This is a genomic window from Streptomyces sp. NPDC004539, from assembly GCF_040610055.1.
In the GTDB taxonomy this organism is placed as follows: Bacteria; Actinomycetota; Actinomycetes; order Streptomycetales; family Streptomycetaceae; genus Streptomyces.
In genome coordinates this window covers 55,328-68,841 of record NZ_JBEXLS010000011.1, presented here as the reverse complement: position 1 = coordinate 68,841, position 13,514 = coordinate 55,328, and the positions used below count along the sequence as shown (strand labels likewise).

The 13,514-nt window shown below is 71.4% G+C and carries 27 protein-coding genes; 1 reads left to right on the top strand and 26 read right to left on the bottom strand.

Going from position 1 to position 13,514, the window contains the following annotated elements; translation table 11 throughout:
• Position 1 precedes the first annotated feature (1 nt).
• The gene (locus tag ABZX85_RS23190; protein WP_355871681.1) at positions 2-949 is read right to left on the bottom strand and encodes a helix-turn-helix domain-containing protein; all 948 of its coding nucleotides are present in this window, start codon (positions 947-949) and stop codon (positions 2-4) included.
• A gap of 192 nt (positions 950-1,141) precedes the next feature.
• Here ABZX85_RS23190 and ABZX85_RS23185 point away from each other — a divergent pair, with 192 nt between their 5' ends.
• Positions 1,142-1,333, top strand: coding sequence for a hypothetical protein (locus ABZX85_RS23185; protein WP_355871678.1), 192 nt, complete (start codon positions 1,142-1,144; stop codon positions 1,331-1,333).
• 50 nt (positions 1,334-1,383) lie between these two features.
• On the opposite strand, the gene ABZX85_RS23180 is transcribed toward ABZX85_RS23185, so the two are convergent.
• The 25 genes from ABZX85_RS23180 to ABZX85_RS23060 all read right to left on the bottom strand — a co-directional run bounded on the left by ABZX85_RS23180 (position 1,384) and on the right by ABZX85_RS23060 (position 13,451).
• Positions 1,384-1,632 (bottom strand): hypothetical protein, encoded by a 249-nt coding sequence (locus ABZX85_RS23180; protein ID WP_355871675.1) that lies wholly within the window; start codon positions 1,630-1,632, stop codon positions 1,384-1,386.
• A gap of 33 nt (positions 1,633-1,665) precedes the next feature.
• A complete protein-coding gene (locus ABZX85_RS23175; RefSeq protein WP_355871672.1) occupies positions 1,666-1,872 on the bottom strand; it encodes a helix-turn-helix domain-containing protein in 207 nt (68 codons plus the stop codon).
• Between the two features lie 102 nt (positions 1,873-1,974).
• On the bottom strand, positions 1,975-2,553 hold the full coding sequence (locus ABZX85_RS23170) for a hypothetical protein (RefSeq protein ID WP_355871669.1): 579 nt from the start codon (positions 2,551-2,553) through the stop codon (positions 1,975-1,977).
• A gap of 51 nt (positions 2,554-2,604) precedes the next feature.
• On the bottom strand, positions 2,605-2,895 hold the full coding sequence (locus ABZX85_RS23165; RefSeq protein ID WP_355871666.1) for a hypothetical protein: 291 nt from the start codon (positions 2,893-2,895) through the stop codon (positions 2,605-2,607).
• Positions 2,892-3,587, bottom strand: coding sequence for a WhiB family transcriptional regulator (locus tag ABZX85_RS23160; protein ID WP_355871664.1), 696 nt, complete (start codon positions 3,585-3,587; stop codon positions 2,892-2,894). The genes ABZX85_RS23165 and ABZX85_RS23160 overlap by 4 nt, the downstream gene beginning before the upstream one ends.
• Positions 3,584-3,964 (bottom strand): helix-turn-helix domain-containing protein, encoded by a 381-nt coding sequence (locus ABZX85_RS23155; protein ID WP_355871661.1) that lies wholly within the window; start codon positions 3,962-3,964, stop codon positions 3,584-3,586. The genes ABZX85_RS23160 and ABZX85_RS23155 overlap by 4 nt, the downstream gene beginning before the upstream one ends.
• Complete coding sequence (locus ABZX85_RS23150; protein ID WP_355871659.1) at positions 3,961-4,230, bottom strand: hypothetical protein; 270 nt, start codon at positions 4,228-4,230, stop codon at positions 3,961-3,963. The genes ABZX85_RS23155 and ABZX85_RS23150 overlap by 4 nt, the downstream gene beginning before the upstream one ends.
• Positions 4,227-4,646 carry a hypothetical protein gene (locus ABZX85_RS23145; protein WP_355871656.1) on the bottom strand — a complete coding sequence of 140 codons (420 nt, stop codon included), beginning with the start codon at positions 4,644-4,646 and terminating at the stop codon, positions 4,227-4,229. Before ABZX85_RS23145 ends, ABZX85_RS23150 begins: the two co-directional genes overlap by 4 nt.
• Positions 4,643-5,230, bottom strand: a complete 588-nt coding sequence (locus tag ABZX85_RS23140; protein WP_355871653.1) for a hypothetical protein — start codon at positions 5,228-5,230, stop codon at positions 4,643-4,645. The genes ABZX85_RS23145 and ABZX85_RS23140 overlap by 4 nt, the downstream gene beginning before the upstream one ends.
• Positions 5,231-5,318: 88 nt before the next feature.
• Entirely contained in the window at positions 5,319-6,293 is a 975-nt protein-coding gene (locus ABZX85_RS23135) for an ATP-binding protein (RefSeq protein ID WP_355871650.1), read from the bottom strand.
• Positions 6,294-6,304: 11 nt separating this feature from the next.
• A complete protein-coding gene (locus ABZX85_RS23130) occupies positions 6,305-7,174 on the bottom strand; it encodes a PD-(D/E)XK nuclease-like domain-containing protein (protein ID WP_355871647.1) in 870 nt (289 codons plus the stop codon).
• Entirely contained in the window at positions 7,171-7,431 is a 261-nt protein-coding gene (locus ABZX85_RS23125; protein ID WP_355871644.1) for a hypothetical protein, read from the bottom strand. Before ABZX85_RS23125 ends, ABZX85_RS23130 begins: the two co-directional genes overlap by 4 nt.
• A complete protein-coding gene (locus ABZX85_RS23120; RefSeq protein ID WP_355871641.1) occupies positions 7,428-7,706 on the bottom strand; it encodes a hypothetical protein in 279 nt (92 codons plus the stop codon). Before ABZX85_RS23120 ends, ABZX85_RS23125 begins: the two co-directional genes overlap by 4 nt.
• Positions 7,703-8,149, bottom strand: a complete 447-nt coding sequence (locus ABZX85_RS23115) for a hypothetical protein (RefSeq protein ID WP_355871638.1) — start codon at positions 8,147-8,149, stop codon at positions 7,703-7,705. The genes ABZX85_RS23120 and ABZX85_RS23115 overlap by 4 nt, the downstream gene beginning before the upstream one ends.
• Positions 8,146-8,367 (bottom strand): hypothetical protein, encoded by a 222-nt coding sequence (locus ABZX85_RS23110; protein ID WP_355871635.1) that lies wholly within the window; start codon positions 8,365-8,367, stop codon positions 8,146-8,148. The genes ABZX85_RS23115 and ABZX85_RS23110 overlap by 4 nt, the downstream gene beginning before the upstream one ends.
• Positions 8,364-8,630, bottom strand: a complete 267-nt coding sequence (locus ABZX85_RS23105) for a hypothetical protein (RefSeq protein WP_355871632.1) — start codon at positions 8,628-8,630, stop codon at positions 8,364-8,366. The genes ABZX85_RS23110 and ABZX85_RS23105 overlap by 4 nt, the downstream gene beginning before the upstream one ends.
• The gene (locus ABZX85_RS23100) at positions 8,627-9,229 is read right to left on the bottom strand and encodes a hypothetical protein (RefSeq protein WP_355871629.1); all 603 of its coding nucleotides are present in this window, start codon (positions 9,227-9,229) and stop codon (positions 8,627-8,629) included. The genes ABZX85_RS23105 and ABZX85_RS23100 overlap by 4 nt, the downstream gene beginning before the upstream one ends.
• Complete coding sequence (locus ABZX85_RS23095) at positions 9,226-9,834, bottom strand: hypothetical protein (RefSeq protein ID WP_355871626.1); 609 nt, start codon at positions 9,832-9,834, stop codon at positions 9,226-9,228. Before ABZX85_RS23095 ends, ABZX85_RS23100 begins: the two co-directional genes overlap by 4 nt.
• A complete protein-coding gene (locus tag ABZX85_RS23090; protein WP_355871623.1) occupies positions 9,831-10,013 on the bottom strand; it encodes a hypothetical protein in 183 nt (60 codons plus the stop codon). Before ABZX85_RS23090 ends, ABZX85_RS23095 begins: the two co-directional genes overlap by 4 nt.
• Entirely contained in the window at positions 10,013-10,564 is a 552-nt protein-coding gene (locus ABZX85_RS23085; protein ID WP_355871620.1) for a hypothetical protein, read from the bottom strand. The genes ABZX85_RS23090 and ABZX85_RS23085 overlap by 1 nt, the downstream gene beginning before the upstream one ends.
• Complete coding sequence (locus tag ABZX85_RS23080; RefSeq protein ID WP_355871617.1) at positions 10,564-11,004, bottom strand: hypothetical protein; 441 nt, start codon at positions 11,002-11,004, stop codon at positions 10,564-10,566. Before ABZX85_RS23080 ends, ABZX85_RS23085 begins: the two co-directional genes overlap by 1 nt.
• Entirely contained in the window at positions 11,001-11,138 is a 138-nt protein-coding gene (locus ABZX85_RS23075) for a hypothetical protein (protein ID WP_355871614.1), read from the bottom strand. Before ABZX85_RS23075 ends, ABZX85_RS23080 begins: the two co-directional genes overlap by 4 nt.
• Positions 11,135-12,259 (bottom strand): hypothetical protein, encoded by a 1,125-nt coding sequence (locus ABZX85_RS23070; protein WP_355871611.1) that lies wholly within the window; start codon positions 12,257-12,259, stop codon positions 11,135-11,137. Before ABZX85_RS23070 ends, ABZX85_RS23075 begins: the two co-directional genes overlap by 4 nt.
• Positions 12,256-12,591, bottom strand: a complete 336-nt coding sequence (locus ABZX85_RS23065; protein WP_355871608.1) for a hypothetical protein — start codon at positions 12,589-12,591, stop codon at positions 12,256-12,258. The genes ABZX85_RS23070 and ABZX85_RS23065 overlap by 4 nt, the downstream gene beginning before the upstream one ends.
• The gene (locus ABZX85_RS23060; protein ID WP_355871605.1) at positions 12,588-13,451 is read right to left on the bottom strand and encodes a hypothetical protein; all 864 of its coding nucleotides are present in this window, start codon (positions 13,449-13,451) and stop codon (positions 12,588-12,590) included. The genes ABZX85_RS23065 and ABZX85_RS23060 overlap by 4 nt, the downstream gene beginning before the upstream one ends.
• Positions 13,452-13,514: the final 63 nt, after the last annotated feature.

The following is a 13,514-nucleotide window of genomic DNA, read 5'->3' as shown; positions in this document are numbered from 1 at the left end:
CCTAGAAGTGGCCGAGGTCGGCGGCTCGTTCTTCGGGGGTGGGCTGGCGGTAGGGCTGCCAGCCGCCGGACACGGCGCGCAGCGGGGGGCGCTCGCCGGGTGCGGGCTGGGGGTCGGGTTCGTCGTCGTAGCAGCCCTTGTTGAGCCAGGTGGCGGGGTGCTTCGTGTACTTGGGGTCCTCACCGGCTCGCTCACGGGCGTACGCCTGGGAGCCGTCGACCATGCGCTGGGGGTCTGCGCCGCGTTCGAGGGCGGCGATCCACGCCTTCTTGGCTTCTTCGCGATCGCGCTTCTTGGGGTAGTTGATCCAGAAGGCGCCGAAGGCTTCGAGGTGGTGGTCTGCGGGGGGCTCGGTCTCGTCGCTCTGAGCCGCAGGCGAAGAAGAGTCTTTAGGTAGTTGTTCATCTTGAGGTTCGTCTTTTGGTTCGGCGGACGTCCACGTCCCCCCGCTGTGACGTCCACGTCCCCCCGCTGTGACGTCCACGTCCCCCCGGACGTCCACGTCCCCCCGGACGTCCACGTCTCCCCGATTCGGGTCTGCATCCTGTTCTGACCTGGCCTTGTTCGCGCGGCGCGTTTCCGTGCCTCGCGCACGGGAGGACGCCAGCGTCCGGGCGGACGTCCACGTCCCCTCGTCGTCCCCCGCGCGCCCCTTCGGCACGCGGTTCTCAACGGCAAGGTCGTAGACGGTCGGCCGCTTGTCGGCTGCAATGTGGGCGGCCTTGTTCTGGTCGCCACGCCGGATCAGCTTCAGGTTCTCCAGGTCGCGCAGATCGCGGCGTACGGAGCGCTCCGCCTTGCAGGTGTATGCGGCGAGCCGGGCGAGCGACGGGAACGACCCGCGCCCTTTCGTGTCCGCGTGGTAGGCCAGCCCGGTGAGGGTGGCGACCAGTTGGGAAGGCATGGGTGGGGCGTACTCGACCGCCCACTTCATGGCCTCAGTGCTCACGTGCTCTTCTCTCGCCGTCGTTGCTGTTGGTGGCCCGTTTTCCGGCAGGGCTCATGGCGGCTTCAGAGGGGCGGGATTCGCCCTTCCTGCGGCTCTAACCTTACTCCAGGTGCCCCTACACCGCATGGGCACCTGAGGGTGAGTCGCGAGGCGGTGGTGCCCATCGCGTGTCCGGTCAGCTACGCTGTCGACATGACGACGAAGGGGACTCCCGGTCGCGTGATCCGCGTCGACAACGAGACGTGGACCGCATACGAGCAGGCGTGCAAAGACCTCGGCACGACGCGAGCGGACGACCTTCGACGGCACATCCACCGACAGATCACGGCGTGGCGAAAGCGCCAGCGCGACATCGCCGCCGCGACGAACATCGCCGAGTCCTGACACCCCTCCTCCTTCCGGCCCCGCCGCGTGCGGGGCTGTGTGCTGTGCGGCTAGTTGCGGCTGGGTTCGAGGGCGGTGCAGCGGGCCCAGACGGCGGGGTGGGGCCGGCAGTCGCCGGTGCATCCGGGCGGGCAGACGGCGACGGACCTGGGGTGGGCGTCCAGGGCTTTGAGGACGAGGGCCGGGTTGGTGGCGATCTCGTCCGCGTGGCAGGCGACGAGGGTGAGCACCCGGAGCAGGGCGCGGCGCTGGTCGGTGTACGCGTCGAGGAGTGCGTCGATGGACTGCTGACTGGTCACGGTCGTTCTCCGGCGTAGGGCTGTGTCGTGTGGTCAGGTGCCCGTCGTGAAGCTGGTCGTGCGCCACCCGCCGGGCCGCCGGAGTCGTACGCCGGCTTCGAGGAGGAGGGTTCGCGTGGTCCCGTACGACAGGCCGAGCTGGTGGCGCACGGAGTGGATGGTCGCTCCCGCCACGTACAGGTCGGCGGCACGGGTACGGAGGCGGATGCGCGCCTCGCCAGTGATGGGACGGCCGGTCATCGGCGTCTCCCTTCTGCTGATCGGCGGGTCCCCGGGAGCCCGTCGGGGAAGGTGCGGGCTCCCGGGGTGGCGGCCATGGGGGACGGCCGCCGGGAGGAGTGGCTAGAGGGCGGTTTCCGAGGTGCTGCCGTCGGCGTTCCGTCGGAGCGTGGCCACGGGCAGGCGGCCGAGGATGCGCCAGATGACGCCGCTGGCCGCGTCCTGGATGCCGTCGGCGAGTTCACGGCGGGCGTCGGTGTCGATGCGGGTGCTGGTGGCGATGTGGACGGCGGCCTCGTACGGTCCCGAGGCGAGGCGGTAGGCGAACGCCGGGCCCGGCTCAAGGCCAGCGGCAGCCAGGGACATTGCCCATTCGTCGGCGGTGAGCGACTTCAGCTCGGGGGCCGGGGCGCGTCGGGCCCCGCAGTCCGTGCAGTTCCGCATTCCGCAGTCGCGGCCGGCCTGGTGCTCGACGGACTGGGCCCAGGCGTAGCCGTGGTGGAGGACGACGGCGTAGGCGACGGGGGTGTGGGGGTGGCCGTCGTAGCCGCCGCAGAGGGCCGCGTTCTGCTCGCCCGCCGTGACGAGGGCGGTGATCAGGTCGGGCTGCGGGAGGACGTCGTCCATACCGCTGACCCACACCGCCCACTCCTGGTCTTCGTAGCCGAGGAGCTGCCGGTCGGGGCCGAAAAGCTTGATCATGTGGTCTCCTGGGATGAGGCCCCGCCGAATTCACCTCGGCGGGGCTGTGGTTCAGGTGGTGTGGTGGACGGCGGCCTGCGCGGCCCGGTAGGCGGCGGAGCTGGAGCGCCGTTTCCCGCTGGCGATGGCGCGTTGGTCGTGGATTCGGGAGTCGGAGATCGGCGACGGGGTCACCCAGGCGGCGGCCGGCATGCCGGGTCCCGGCTCGGGCTCCGGGCGGCCGGCGAGCGCGGACGGGGTGTGCGCAGGGCAGACGGTGCTGTTCACGTACCGGCGTACGCCGTCCGTCGCCCCGCAGTACCGGCGCTCGGCGCCGACCCAGTGCCCGCAGGAGGCCGTCACGCGGCGACCTTCGAAGTGCCGGTGCGGCGGAGGCGGTTGTCGGCGTCCGCGTTCGCGCGACGGCACGCCGAGCACGGCTCGGTGCCATATCTGAGGTGCCATCGGTAGCCGGTGCGGCTGCCGCACAGCGCGCCTGTCCTGCGGAGGACGTTGTCAACGAGGTGGTCGGCGCGGAAGCACTTCTCGTCGCACGTGCGCGCGATCCGCCCCTCGGGCTGCCGTCCGTGGCCGAGTTCGAAGGCGACCTGAAGTACCTGGTAATGGACCTTCTGGAAGCAGATGCGCTTGTCCCCGTACCAGAGGAGGTGGCCGTCTTCCGTGGGCGCGGTGCGCCCCGTGAACGCTTCAGCCAAGGTCGTCGGCGGGCGTCCGGTTGGCGTCCGCTCCGCGCGCGGCCTGGGCGGCTTGGGGCGGCTCAGCGGGGCAGGCCGCCTGGCGGCGATCTTGCGGCGTTCACCGGGCTCCAGCCCGCCGCGGATGCCGTGCTCGTTGTCGCCGGTGTCGAGGGCATCGAGGAGGCAGGCGGTGACGACGGGGCAGCGGGCGCAGATCCGCTTCGCAGCCTGGATCTCGACCGCGTTACTGGTGGGGAACATGGCGTCCGGGTCGGTACAGCAGGCGGCCCCGGCGGTCCAGTTGCCCTTACGGGTCAGCGTGTCCGGGATGGTGGCGACATAGGTGATGCGGGTCATGACGGGGCCCCCTGTTCCTGCTGCGCTTTGACGACCCGCCACACAGTGCGCGGGTGGCAGCCGACGTGTTCGGCGATCTCCTCGGGGGTCATGCCGCCGCGCTCAATGAGGCGCAGAATCTGCTCCCGCCGTTCCGCCGACCGCAGAGCGGTGCGGTCCTGGCTCCGCCGGTGGACACGCCGGCCACCCCACATGCCGCGCACGAGGTGTCCGGAGTCCTCCTCCAGGCGGCCGACGTGCGCGGTGCACGCCTCGCGGACGGGACAGGCCGCGCAGATCCTGGCGGCCGGTCCGTAGCCGGAGCCGGTCTCGGGGTGCCACAGGCCGGGGTCGGTCTGCGCGCAGAGCGCGTCGTCCATCCAGTCGTAGGCGCTCACCGGGCCACCCCCTCGACCACGGCAGTGTTGAGGCATCCACAGCTGCGGCAGATGTGTTCGCCGTGGACGCGGAGGATCGCGTGCCGGGTGGTGTGGCGGCAGGACCGGCAATGCGCGTCGACCTGCACCAGGGCCTCCACCGGGGCGACGGCGCCCGCGCGGTGGCGGCCGGCGGGTTCCGGGCTGACCCACCAGCGGGCCAGCCACGTGGCGCCGATCAGGGCGGCCATCAGGAAGGCGGCGCCGACCGTGATCTGGGGGATCACGACGCGCTCCCGCAGGTGCAGCGGAGGTTCGCGGTCGTCACCTCGGCGAGCCGCTGGCCCAGCGCGCGGGCGTGGTTGCGGGCCTGCCGGAGCTCGGCGTCCACGGTGCGCGGCGTGCTGGTTCCGCCGTCGATGGGGCGGCGGGACTCGCGGCCCGCGGCGAGTTCGCCGGACAGGGTGACGACGTCGGCCTGCGCACGGGCGAGCCGGGTCTTGAGGTCGTCGACCTCGGCCAGCAGCTTCGCGTCGGCGTCGAGGTTGTCGGCGGTCTTGGCCGGCGCCTCGGCGAGCGCCTTGGCCAGGCGCCGCCGCTCCCTTTCGGTTTCTTCGTGACGGCCCTTGACTTCCAGGATGCGCTGGCGGAGGGCGGCGATCTCGGTGTCGTGCTGGCGGCGGGATACGAAGGGGAGCTTCATCGGGCGCCTCCGCCCATGACGGCGTCGTACACGTCGCGGGCCCAGCGGGCGTCACCGAGCGCGGTGTGCGCGACACCATCGGCGGGCGGCTCGACGCCGACGGCGCGGGACAGCTTGCGCGACGACCACGGCAGGGGCCCGGCGGACTCGATGCCGACCTTCGCGGCGGCGAGCTGGACGATGTCGTACGGCCGGTAGTGCCACTGAGCGCTCCCAGGACCGAGCAGGCGCCGCAGGAAACGGTCGTCGAAGCCGGGGTTGGAGCCGACCAGGATCGCGCCCTGGAGGACATCGAGGATCGCGGCGACGACTTTCGCGCGGGCCATCGGGAGGACCGGGCCGCTCTCGTAGCCGGTCCATGCCGCTTCAGCGTGCGGGGGGACGGCGAACCGTTCCAGGTAGCGGCTGATGCGCAGGGCCTCGGGGTCGGCTGTGGCCAGGTTGGGGCGGATCTGCCACACGTACTCGGTGTCGGTGGGCGTGTTGTCGTCGAAATCGCGGAGGATGATGGCCACTTCCCATGCGGCCCCGATCTCGGCGTCCAGGTGGGTGGTCTCGGTGTCGACGAACGCGATGACGGTCACGGGTACTCCTGCCAGGGATTGGTGTGGTGTGCTGGGACCGGCCGCTCCCGCCTGTTTCGGGCGGGCGGGAGCCCGGTGCGGGGAAGGGCTACTGCTGGGCGCCCTTGAGGGCGGTGCCGCGTTCCTTGATGTAGGCGCCGAGGCTGGTCGGCTGCCCGGTCTGCGGGTGCAGGAGCGGGGTTGCGAGGGCGCCGTGCGACTCGGCGTCGTGGTACGTCGCCAGCAGGCTGTCCGTGGTCGCGTCCGGGGCCGTTGCGGCATCGACCCACGCGGTGGCGTCGACGCCTTGGGCGCCGTCGTTGAGCCAGTCCAGGAGCGGCTTCGCGACGTCGAGGTTGCCGTTCGGCTCGTTGATGACCTTGCGGTGGAGGTCGGGGCAGCGGGACTTGAGGACGGTGAGTGTGTTGTCGATGTCCATGGAGCAGACGAGCCCGAACTCGTACTCCACGCCCTTGCGCTGCTCGGCCCGCATCCCCATCGCGACCGGCTCCTTGCGCCCGCGGTCGTTCTCCTGGAGCACCCACTCGGTGTGGGAGCGCATCGTGACGACGACGTGTCCGGGGTAGGCGAGGAGGGCGTCGATCATGTCGTTCTGCATGGGGGTGCCCTCCTTCCATCCGGCGAAGGAGTTCCCGCCGTAGCGGGACTTGGCCTTGTCGACCTGCTGGAGGGTGCCGTCGGTGCCCTTCCAGAAGTGGGAGAGGCTGTCGACCATGACGACCGGGTAGCTCTGCTGGGGTGCGGCGGCGAGGGCTTTGATGAGGTCGCGGGGGTCGTAGCGGTTCATCTGGAGGACGTCGAACTGGATGCCTCCGATGCCGACGTACAGGGAGGCGGCGCCGCGCTCGGTGTCGATGACGGCGAACCGTCCGCTTTCGGCGAGGCCGTGGGCGATGGACAGACCGGTCCACGTCTTGCCGGAGCCCGAGACGCCCTGGACGGCGACGCGGGCCTTGGCCTTGTCCTTGGTGGCCGGCCGGAACACGAACGCGCCGTCGTCGTACTCGTCGGTCTGCGGTGCCTGCCGTCCGGCGCGGACGGGCTGGCCGAGGGGCTGGTTCATGCGCTGGTCTCCTAGGCGTACTGGCGCTCGACCCACGGGGGGAGCGAGATCATCGGGTTGGGGAGGTAGCCGGGCCATTCGCCGGTCTCGCGGCAGATGGCATAGGCGTTGAGGGCGACCGTGTTGAGGTGGCGGCCGATCTCGCGGGCCATCGGGTCGCACGTGGTGACGACCACGAGGTACGGCGGGTCTTTCTCCTGGAGCACGAACTGCATCGGCCGCTCGGGGTCGAGGAGGCCGAGGGTGGTGCCGCCGTCCTCGTACCAGTCCTGTTGCTGGTGGTAGCCGTGTTCGTGGAATGCCTTCTCCAGGTCGTCGCGGCGGCAGGAGCGGGCCGATTTGTAGTCGACCGCCTGGCCGTCGTTGCGGAGCCAGTCGAAGCGGCACCTGCGCCACACGCCGTGGTCGTTCCAGAACGCGGACTGCTCGGCGACCCCGGAGCCGGGCTCCAGGAGACGGGCCGCATCCGGGTGCTTGCGGAGTTCGGCGGCCATCGCCTGCACCTGCTCCAGCTCGGGCCGCTTGAGGGGAACGCTCCCGGCGGCGCGGATCGCGGCGACCTCAGCCTTGATGGCGTTGGTGTCCCAGCGGGCGGCGTCGACGAGGACGAGTTCGGGTCCGTCGTCGAGGACGAGGCGGTGGGCGGCGGTGCCGAGGTCGAGGGCCTTCTTGGGCGGCTCGGGGTGGTCGAGCTGCCACTTGAAGACGGCCGGGCACCTCTTGGCGAGGGTGCGGGCGCCGGTCGACGACAGGCTGCCGCCGGGGATGGGGTCGGCGTGGTAGGCGTCGGCGTCGATGTCGTACAGGCCGGGCTCGATGTCGGCCGTGTCTTCGGGGCCGGCGCCCGGGACCGTGGTCCCGGGCTGCACGGTGACGGTCACTTACTCTCCTCGCCCGGGGCGTGGTGGGGGTCGGCGGCGTTGCGGCAGCGGGTGGAGCAGTAGGCGCCGTCGCCGTCCATCGGCTCACCGCACTCGGCGCACGTCCGGGGCTCGGTGGTGGTGGTGAACGCGGCGCCGTACTGCGTCTCGTGGCGGGCGGCGATCTCGCGGGCGGCAGCCGGGCCGCACCGCACCTCGCCGCGCTCGATCTGCCCGAGGACCCGCTCCGCGTCCGTCGACGGGGTGACGGCCTTCATCCGAAGCTGTCCTTGATGTCGTAGTCCTCGTTCACCGACGGCACTCCGGCCGCGCCGATCCACGCCTCGGCCTCGCTGCGCGCCTGCTGCACGTTCAGGGAACGGGCGGGGACCGACAGGGCGGTTGCGGCGGCGAGGGCGAGGGTGGCGTGGACCTGCGCCTCGGCGATCGTGCGGTCCGCCTCGGGGTTCTCCCCCGCGTACGTGGTCTCGCTACTGTCCGCCGCGACGGCGAGGAGGCGCTCGGCCTCGTGGTAGTGCTCGGGCCCGGTCATTCAGCACCGTCCTCGTCCCACGCGGCGACGGCGGCCTTCACGGTGTCGGCGCCGTCCCAGTCGGGGGCCGGGTCCTCGGGCAGCAGGTCGCCGGTCATGAGCGCCCGCACGACCGCGACCACCGTGGTCGGGTCGGCGTACTGGCCCAGCGGCAGGAACTCCGGCTCGTACTCCAGGTGCCCCTCCTTCGCGCGGGGCGCCCACATCCACTCCTCCGCCGGCCCCTCCCAGATGAGGGCGATGCCGTGCTCGTGCGCGGGCGACGCGGTCCAGTCGATGTAGGCGTCGAGCATCGTCGTGCAGCCGGTGTCGGGGCCGGTGTCGTACCGGTCGGTCTCGGTGTCCGAGGTCCGGTGGTCGTCGGGCGCGATCCCGTCGGCGGTGAGGGCGTCGATGACGGCCTCGATGTACGGGTCGTGCGGCAGGGGCTTCGCAGCGCTCACGGCATGTCCTTCCAGGTGGGGATGTAGTGCTTGTTGTTGGGGGTGTCGACGAGCGCGAGGTGCCCGGCGCGGTGGAGGAGGGCGAGGTCGCGGCGGGCGGTGCCGCGCTGGCTGGCGCCGGGGTCGGTGACCGTGTAGAGGGCGCGGGCTCGGGCGGTCGTCCACTGGCCGCCGTAGGTGCGGACCGCGTTGAGGAGCCGGAGCTGCCGGGCGTTCACGCGGCACCCCCGACCGGGCCGACGTAGCGGGCCTCGACGAGCGTGCCGTCCTCGGTCAGCGACGTGCGGGACTCGTAGGCTCCGGCGGGCCGGTACCAGCGGCCGATCGCGCCCGGCTTGTTGACGAACGCGGTCCGGATGTAGCGGGCCACGCCGTCGGCGGAGATCGAGTTGCGGTACTCGCCGACCGGCAGCCACACGCCGGGCTGGGCGCGGAGCCGGGAGGCGACCGACCGGTGGTCGACCGGCGACTGGTGCCTCACTCCGCCACCTCCCCCGTGACGTCCGCCCAGTCGCCGTCCCACTCGGAGGCGGTGTAGGCGTACGTCGTCCACGGGCTGCTGCGAACCCGCAGCCAGCCGATCGCCGCCCGCTCCCCCGTGTTGGGGTCGGTGGAGACGGTGTCGCAGCGGAACTGCCAGTCGTCGGCGAGGGCGTAGACGTGGCCGGGCTGGAAGAACGGCGTGGCGTCCTGCTGGCCGCTGGTCTTCCGCGCTTCGGTCTCGTACAGGGCGTGCGCGGCGAGACGGCGGCGAACCTCCGGGAGGTCTTCCCTCCGCAGCGCCGCGACCCGCAGCCCGACCACCAGTGCGCGCAGCCGCCCCAGCTCACCGGGGTACGCCTCGTCGTCGGGCTGCTGGTAGTCGACGATGTCCACCAGCGCGTCGATGCAGTCTTTCCAACCCTGCCCGTACCAGACCGGTCCGGTCAGCGCCGTGCACTCCAGCGGCACCGCCCGCAGACGCCCGACCGCCTTCGCGAGCACCTCGGCCCGGTAGGCGTCGAGGCCGGTGGTGGCCTCGTCTGCGGGGACGGGCGCACCCCCCGTCAGCCGCTCGTACAACCACTCGCGGGCGGTCATGCGGCCACCTGCTTCCGGGCCGCGTCCCACAGGTCGATGCCGCGACGGATCGCGTGGCAGCAGTGCAGGAAGCCCGGCGTGTAGTCGCTGAAGTCCCACTCGCTGATGTCGCCGAAGCTCCAGTCCTCGTAGCGGAACGACTCCAACTCCTCGCGGGCGCCAGCCTCATGGCTGATGTCGCCCCACGCGAAGATGTCGCGGGTGACCTCGGCGCCAATGCCGCGCGGTGCGTCGCCCTCGCGGATGGCCCGGACGACGTGCTCCTTTACCTGCCGCTCGAACAGCTCCGGGTCGAAGCCCTCAATCTCGTCACGTCCAGCTCGGACCTTCTCCGACCAGTAGCCCGGGTTGATCTCGCCGCTGAAGGCGGTATTCCGGAACAGGTCGAACATGTCCGGGGTGGCGTTGATGTCGAAGTGGAACGTCCAGCCCGCCTTGACGACGAGGTTGTACGGCCAGGTGATCAGCTCGAACGGGGTGTGCCCGTCGGCTGCCGGGTTGGTGAACCGCAGATGCCGGTACAGGCCGTCGTCGTGCAGGACGATCAGCCGGTGGTTGGCCGTGTCGCGCGCGAACCGCGCCGCGATCTCCGGGTACTCGGTCACGCCGTCCTCCGGTCCTTCTGCTTCGGCAGCGGGCGGGCCTTGAAGTGCTTGCGGGTCGCGGCGTGGGAGGGGTGCCGGATGACCCGCGCACCCCACGGCCGTCCGGTGTCGGCGTACGACACCTCGTCGGCGATGTCCTGCTCGTCGCCCTCGTCGGGCTCGCGGTCGTAGACGGCCATCACAGGCCCCCGTCCTGGTCGTGGCGGTCGGCGGCGTTGCGGCAGCGGGTCGAGCAGTACGTCATCCCCGGGTACGTCAGCGGCTCACGGCACTCGGCGCAGCGCGGCGTCCGGTCCTCCACCACCCACCGGCCGTCATCCGCCAGCACTACGCACGGGCCGGGGCGGGCCGGGTTGATGCCGTCGTAGACGTGCGGCCCGATGTACGCCGGACCCTGATCACGGGACGCGGTGATCGCGATACCGCGCCCGGACAGCTCCGTCAGCACGTCGGCGGCGAGCTGCCACAGCACCTCGACCGGGACGCCCGACAGCGTCAGGTCGACGGCACGGACCTCGCGGCCCGTCCGCCCCCAGGCGGCCGGCCGCTCGAGGTGCCGGTGCATCAGCAGCCAGATCCCCGGCCGGTCGGACTGCTCCCACCGGTACGTCCACTCGCCCGCCTGCGCGAGGCGCTCCTCGATGGCCAGGGCCTCTGCCTGCGCCGCCTCCAGACTGAGGCGGGCGCCGGGCCACCACGACCCGCACGTGATCACGTAGACGGTCGTCATCAGACGGCCTCCACCCACGCGCGGGTCAGCTCCAGAGCGCTGCTCAGAGCGGAGACGAGCGGGAGCCGCTGCTCCTCCGGCACCACCATCGAGTAGTCACGGAGGTTGCCCTGGGCGTACAGGGCGTACACGAGGCGCATCCCGTCGCCCTCGGGCCTGACCGTCAGTCCCTCGCCCGTACCCGGCGTGGTCCATGCGGTGCGGTCGGTGAGCCCGGCGACCAGGCCGGGCACGTCGTCCGGCCGCATCAGGTACGAGCGGCCGGACGGAACGCGCTGGATGTGGGCCGACGGGCAGATCTGCACCTCGACGTAGAGGTCGAGGTCGCCCGACTCCAGGAGGTAGCCGTCCGGGACGACGCGGAGCCGCGTCCCGTCGGACGTCCACCAGTCCCACGGCACGGGAACGGTGTGGCCGTCAATGCTGTTGAGAGGCTTCATCGGGTACCCCCGTGGATGCGGTCGACGATGAGGTGCGCCGTGCGGGCGCACAGGTCGGGGACGTCGATCACGCAGTACGCGAAGACGACGGCGTACACGAGGGCGAAGGTGAGGAGCCATTCCATGGCGTTCACTCGTCGGCCTCCTCGTCGTACGAAGCGGCGATCTCCAGGGCGGTGACGACGTAGCCGGTGGTGGACTCCTCGTTCTGACCCGCGACGACCACCAGCTCGGCGATGCCGTCCTCCTCGTCCTCGATCCAGTCGAAGGAGAGGGTGGTTCCGGTCAGCCACGAGCGGCGCTCTTCGGTCTCGCAGTGCTTTCTGGCCTCGGCCGCCGTGGTGTACAGGCCCATGACGACCGAGTCGTGCGACGCCCGGTACACCGTCAGCGCGGGGATGTCCTCGGTCTGGGGGGCCTGCGTCGGGGCGGCCAGACGGTCGATCCCGTCCGGCTCGTCGTCGTACCCGGCGACCGTCCACCGCTCGGCGGCCCGGTCCCACACCACCGACCACATGCGGTGATCCGTCAGCGTCCCGTCCAGGTCGATACCGACCGGCATCCCCGCGGCGTGCGCAGCGTTCAGCGCGTCGGCGATCGCCACCCAGCACGACCGCTCCGTCCGAGGCGCGAGCACCTCGGGCGCGGCGGCCTCCACCTCGGCATCGACGACCCGTCGGAACGCGCCAGCGGCGAACTCAACAAGGTCGCCCCACTCGGTGCCGGTGCTGCGGCCGGGCGCCATCGCCAACTCGTCACGCTCGTCGGCACGGCCAGTCTCCAGCTCGGCGGCGCGTGCCGCGTGCCGCTGGCACTCCTCCGTCACCGACATGATGTGCCGCTCGGTGTCGCGCGCGTCCGACACCAGCGTCTCCCGCTGCGCCCGCAGATCGGCCGCCTCCGCCTCCAACTCGGCAATCCGGTCCCGGCCCGCGGCGAGCGCCTCGCACGCCTCCGACAAGACCTCGTTCGTGCCGTGCCGCTCCCGGGCCGCCCGGCCCAGATCACACCGCAGACGCTCCAACGCCGTCGACATCGCGACGAACTGCCGCCGCGCACCAGCCGCCGTCGGCATCGGCAGCGCGTCCGCCTGCCCGGCGATCCCGATCTCCGCGAGCTCCGACTCCGTGACCATCACGTACTGCGGGCAGACACAGACCTCCGCCGGCGCGTACAGGGCACGCCCGTCACGCAGCGACCCGCGCCGCGTCCACACCGTGCCGTCAGTGGTGTTCACCACCAGCGGGGCGCTCATCGGGCCACCGCCTCAACGTCGGCCACCAGCGCCGCGTCACAACCCATCGACAGGTACAGATCGACGTCCCGCCACCGGGCGTTGAGGATCGTCGAGAACGTCTCCTCGCCCGGCTCGTCCTCCTTCGCCGGCTGCCGCATCTCGAACGGCGTACCACCGACCACGGCGACAAACTCCGCCATCGCCGCACGCGCATCGAAGTCGTTGTACTTCGAGCCGCACCACCAGCCAGACGGCGAGACCGACCAGTGCAGAGACGGCAAGCTCGGGTACTCCGCCAGGAGCTGGGCCAGGGCGAGCGCCGCACTCTGCGGCGTATTCGACTGCGTCATGCCGCACCGCCGAGGTCGAAGAGGCCGGGGAACTTGTGCGCGTAGTGCCGCGCCCACACCAGCTCGAACACCGGCCGGTGCCGCTCCGTCCACGCCTTCGTCGACCGCACCTGCCCGGACGGCAACTCCGACTGCCGCTCCTGCGGCAACTCGATCCCCAACTCCGTGCAGATCGAGGACGCGTACCGGCCGAACCACGACTGCGCGGACTCCACGTCCTTGCGCTTCAGGCCGGCCGCCTTCAGGAAGTCGGGGACGTACAGCGGCACGTCGAGCGGGTCGACCTCCGGCTCCTCGCCGAGCGCCTTCGCGGCGACCAAGCGGGCCTTCGTCTCGAGCCACACCGGCGAGACGATCCCGCCGGCCGCCTTCAGCACCCGCATGCGGGCCTCGGCGACCGCGAGCTGCTGGAGCGCCTCGGACTTCTGCTCGGGGCTGGCCTGCTCCTCGACCTCCAGCAGGTAGGTACGCACCTGCTTCGCGATCAGCGACTCGGCGAGCAACTGGCCCACGTTCAGGATCGTCCGGCGGGTGAAGACCGACAGGCTCCGGATCTTCGCGGCACCGTTTGCGGAGGACAGGTTGTCCCCCACAAACTCGCGGAGCTCATCCCCGCGCAGCGTCCGAAGACCGTTCTCCGCGAGTTCCTCGCGGTGGCGCTGGACGACCTTCTTGATGACGTCGTCGTGGACCTCGTAGTACGAGGCGACCCCATCGGCGGTCGCGTGCATCCCGTCGGGGAGCAGGGCGAGCGCCTTGACCTTGTCGAGGACGTCGACACGGTCGGCGGTCTGAGCCCGCATCGTGCGGGACTCCGTCAACACCAGCTCACTCGGCTGGTCGGGCATGATAGGAGCCACGGAGGCTCCTCCTTTCAGTGGTGGTTGAGCACCGAGTCGAGGGCTGCTCAGGCCGGCACAGTC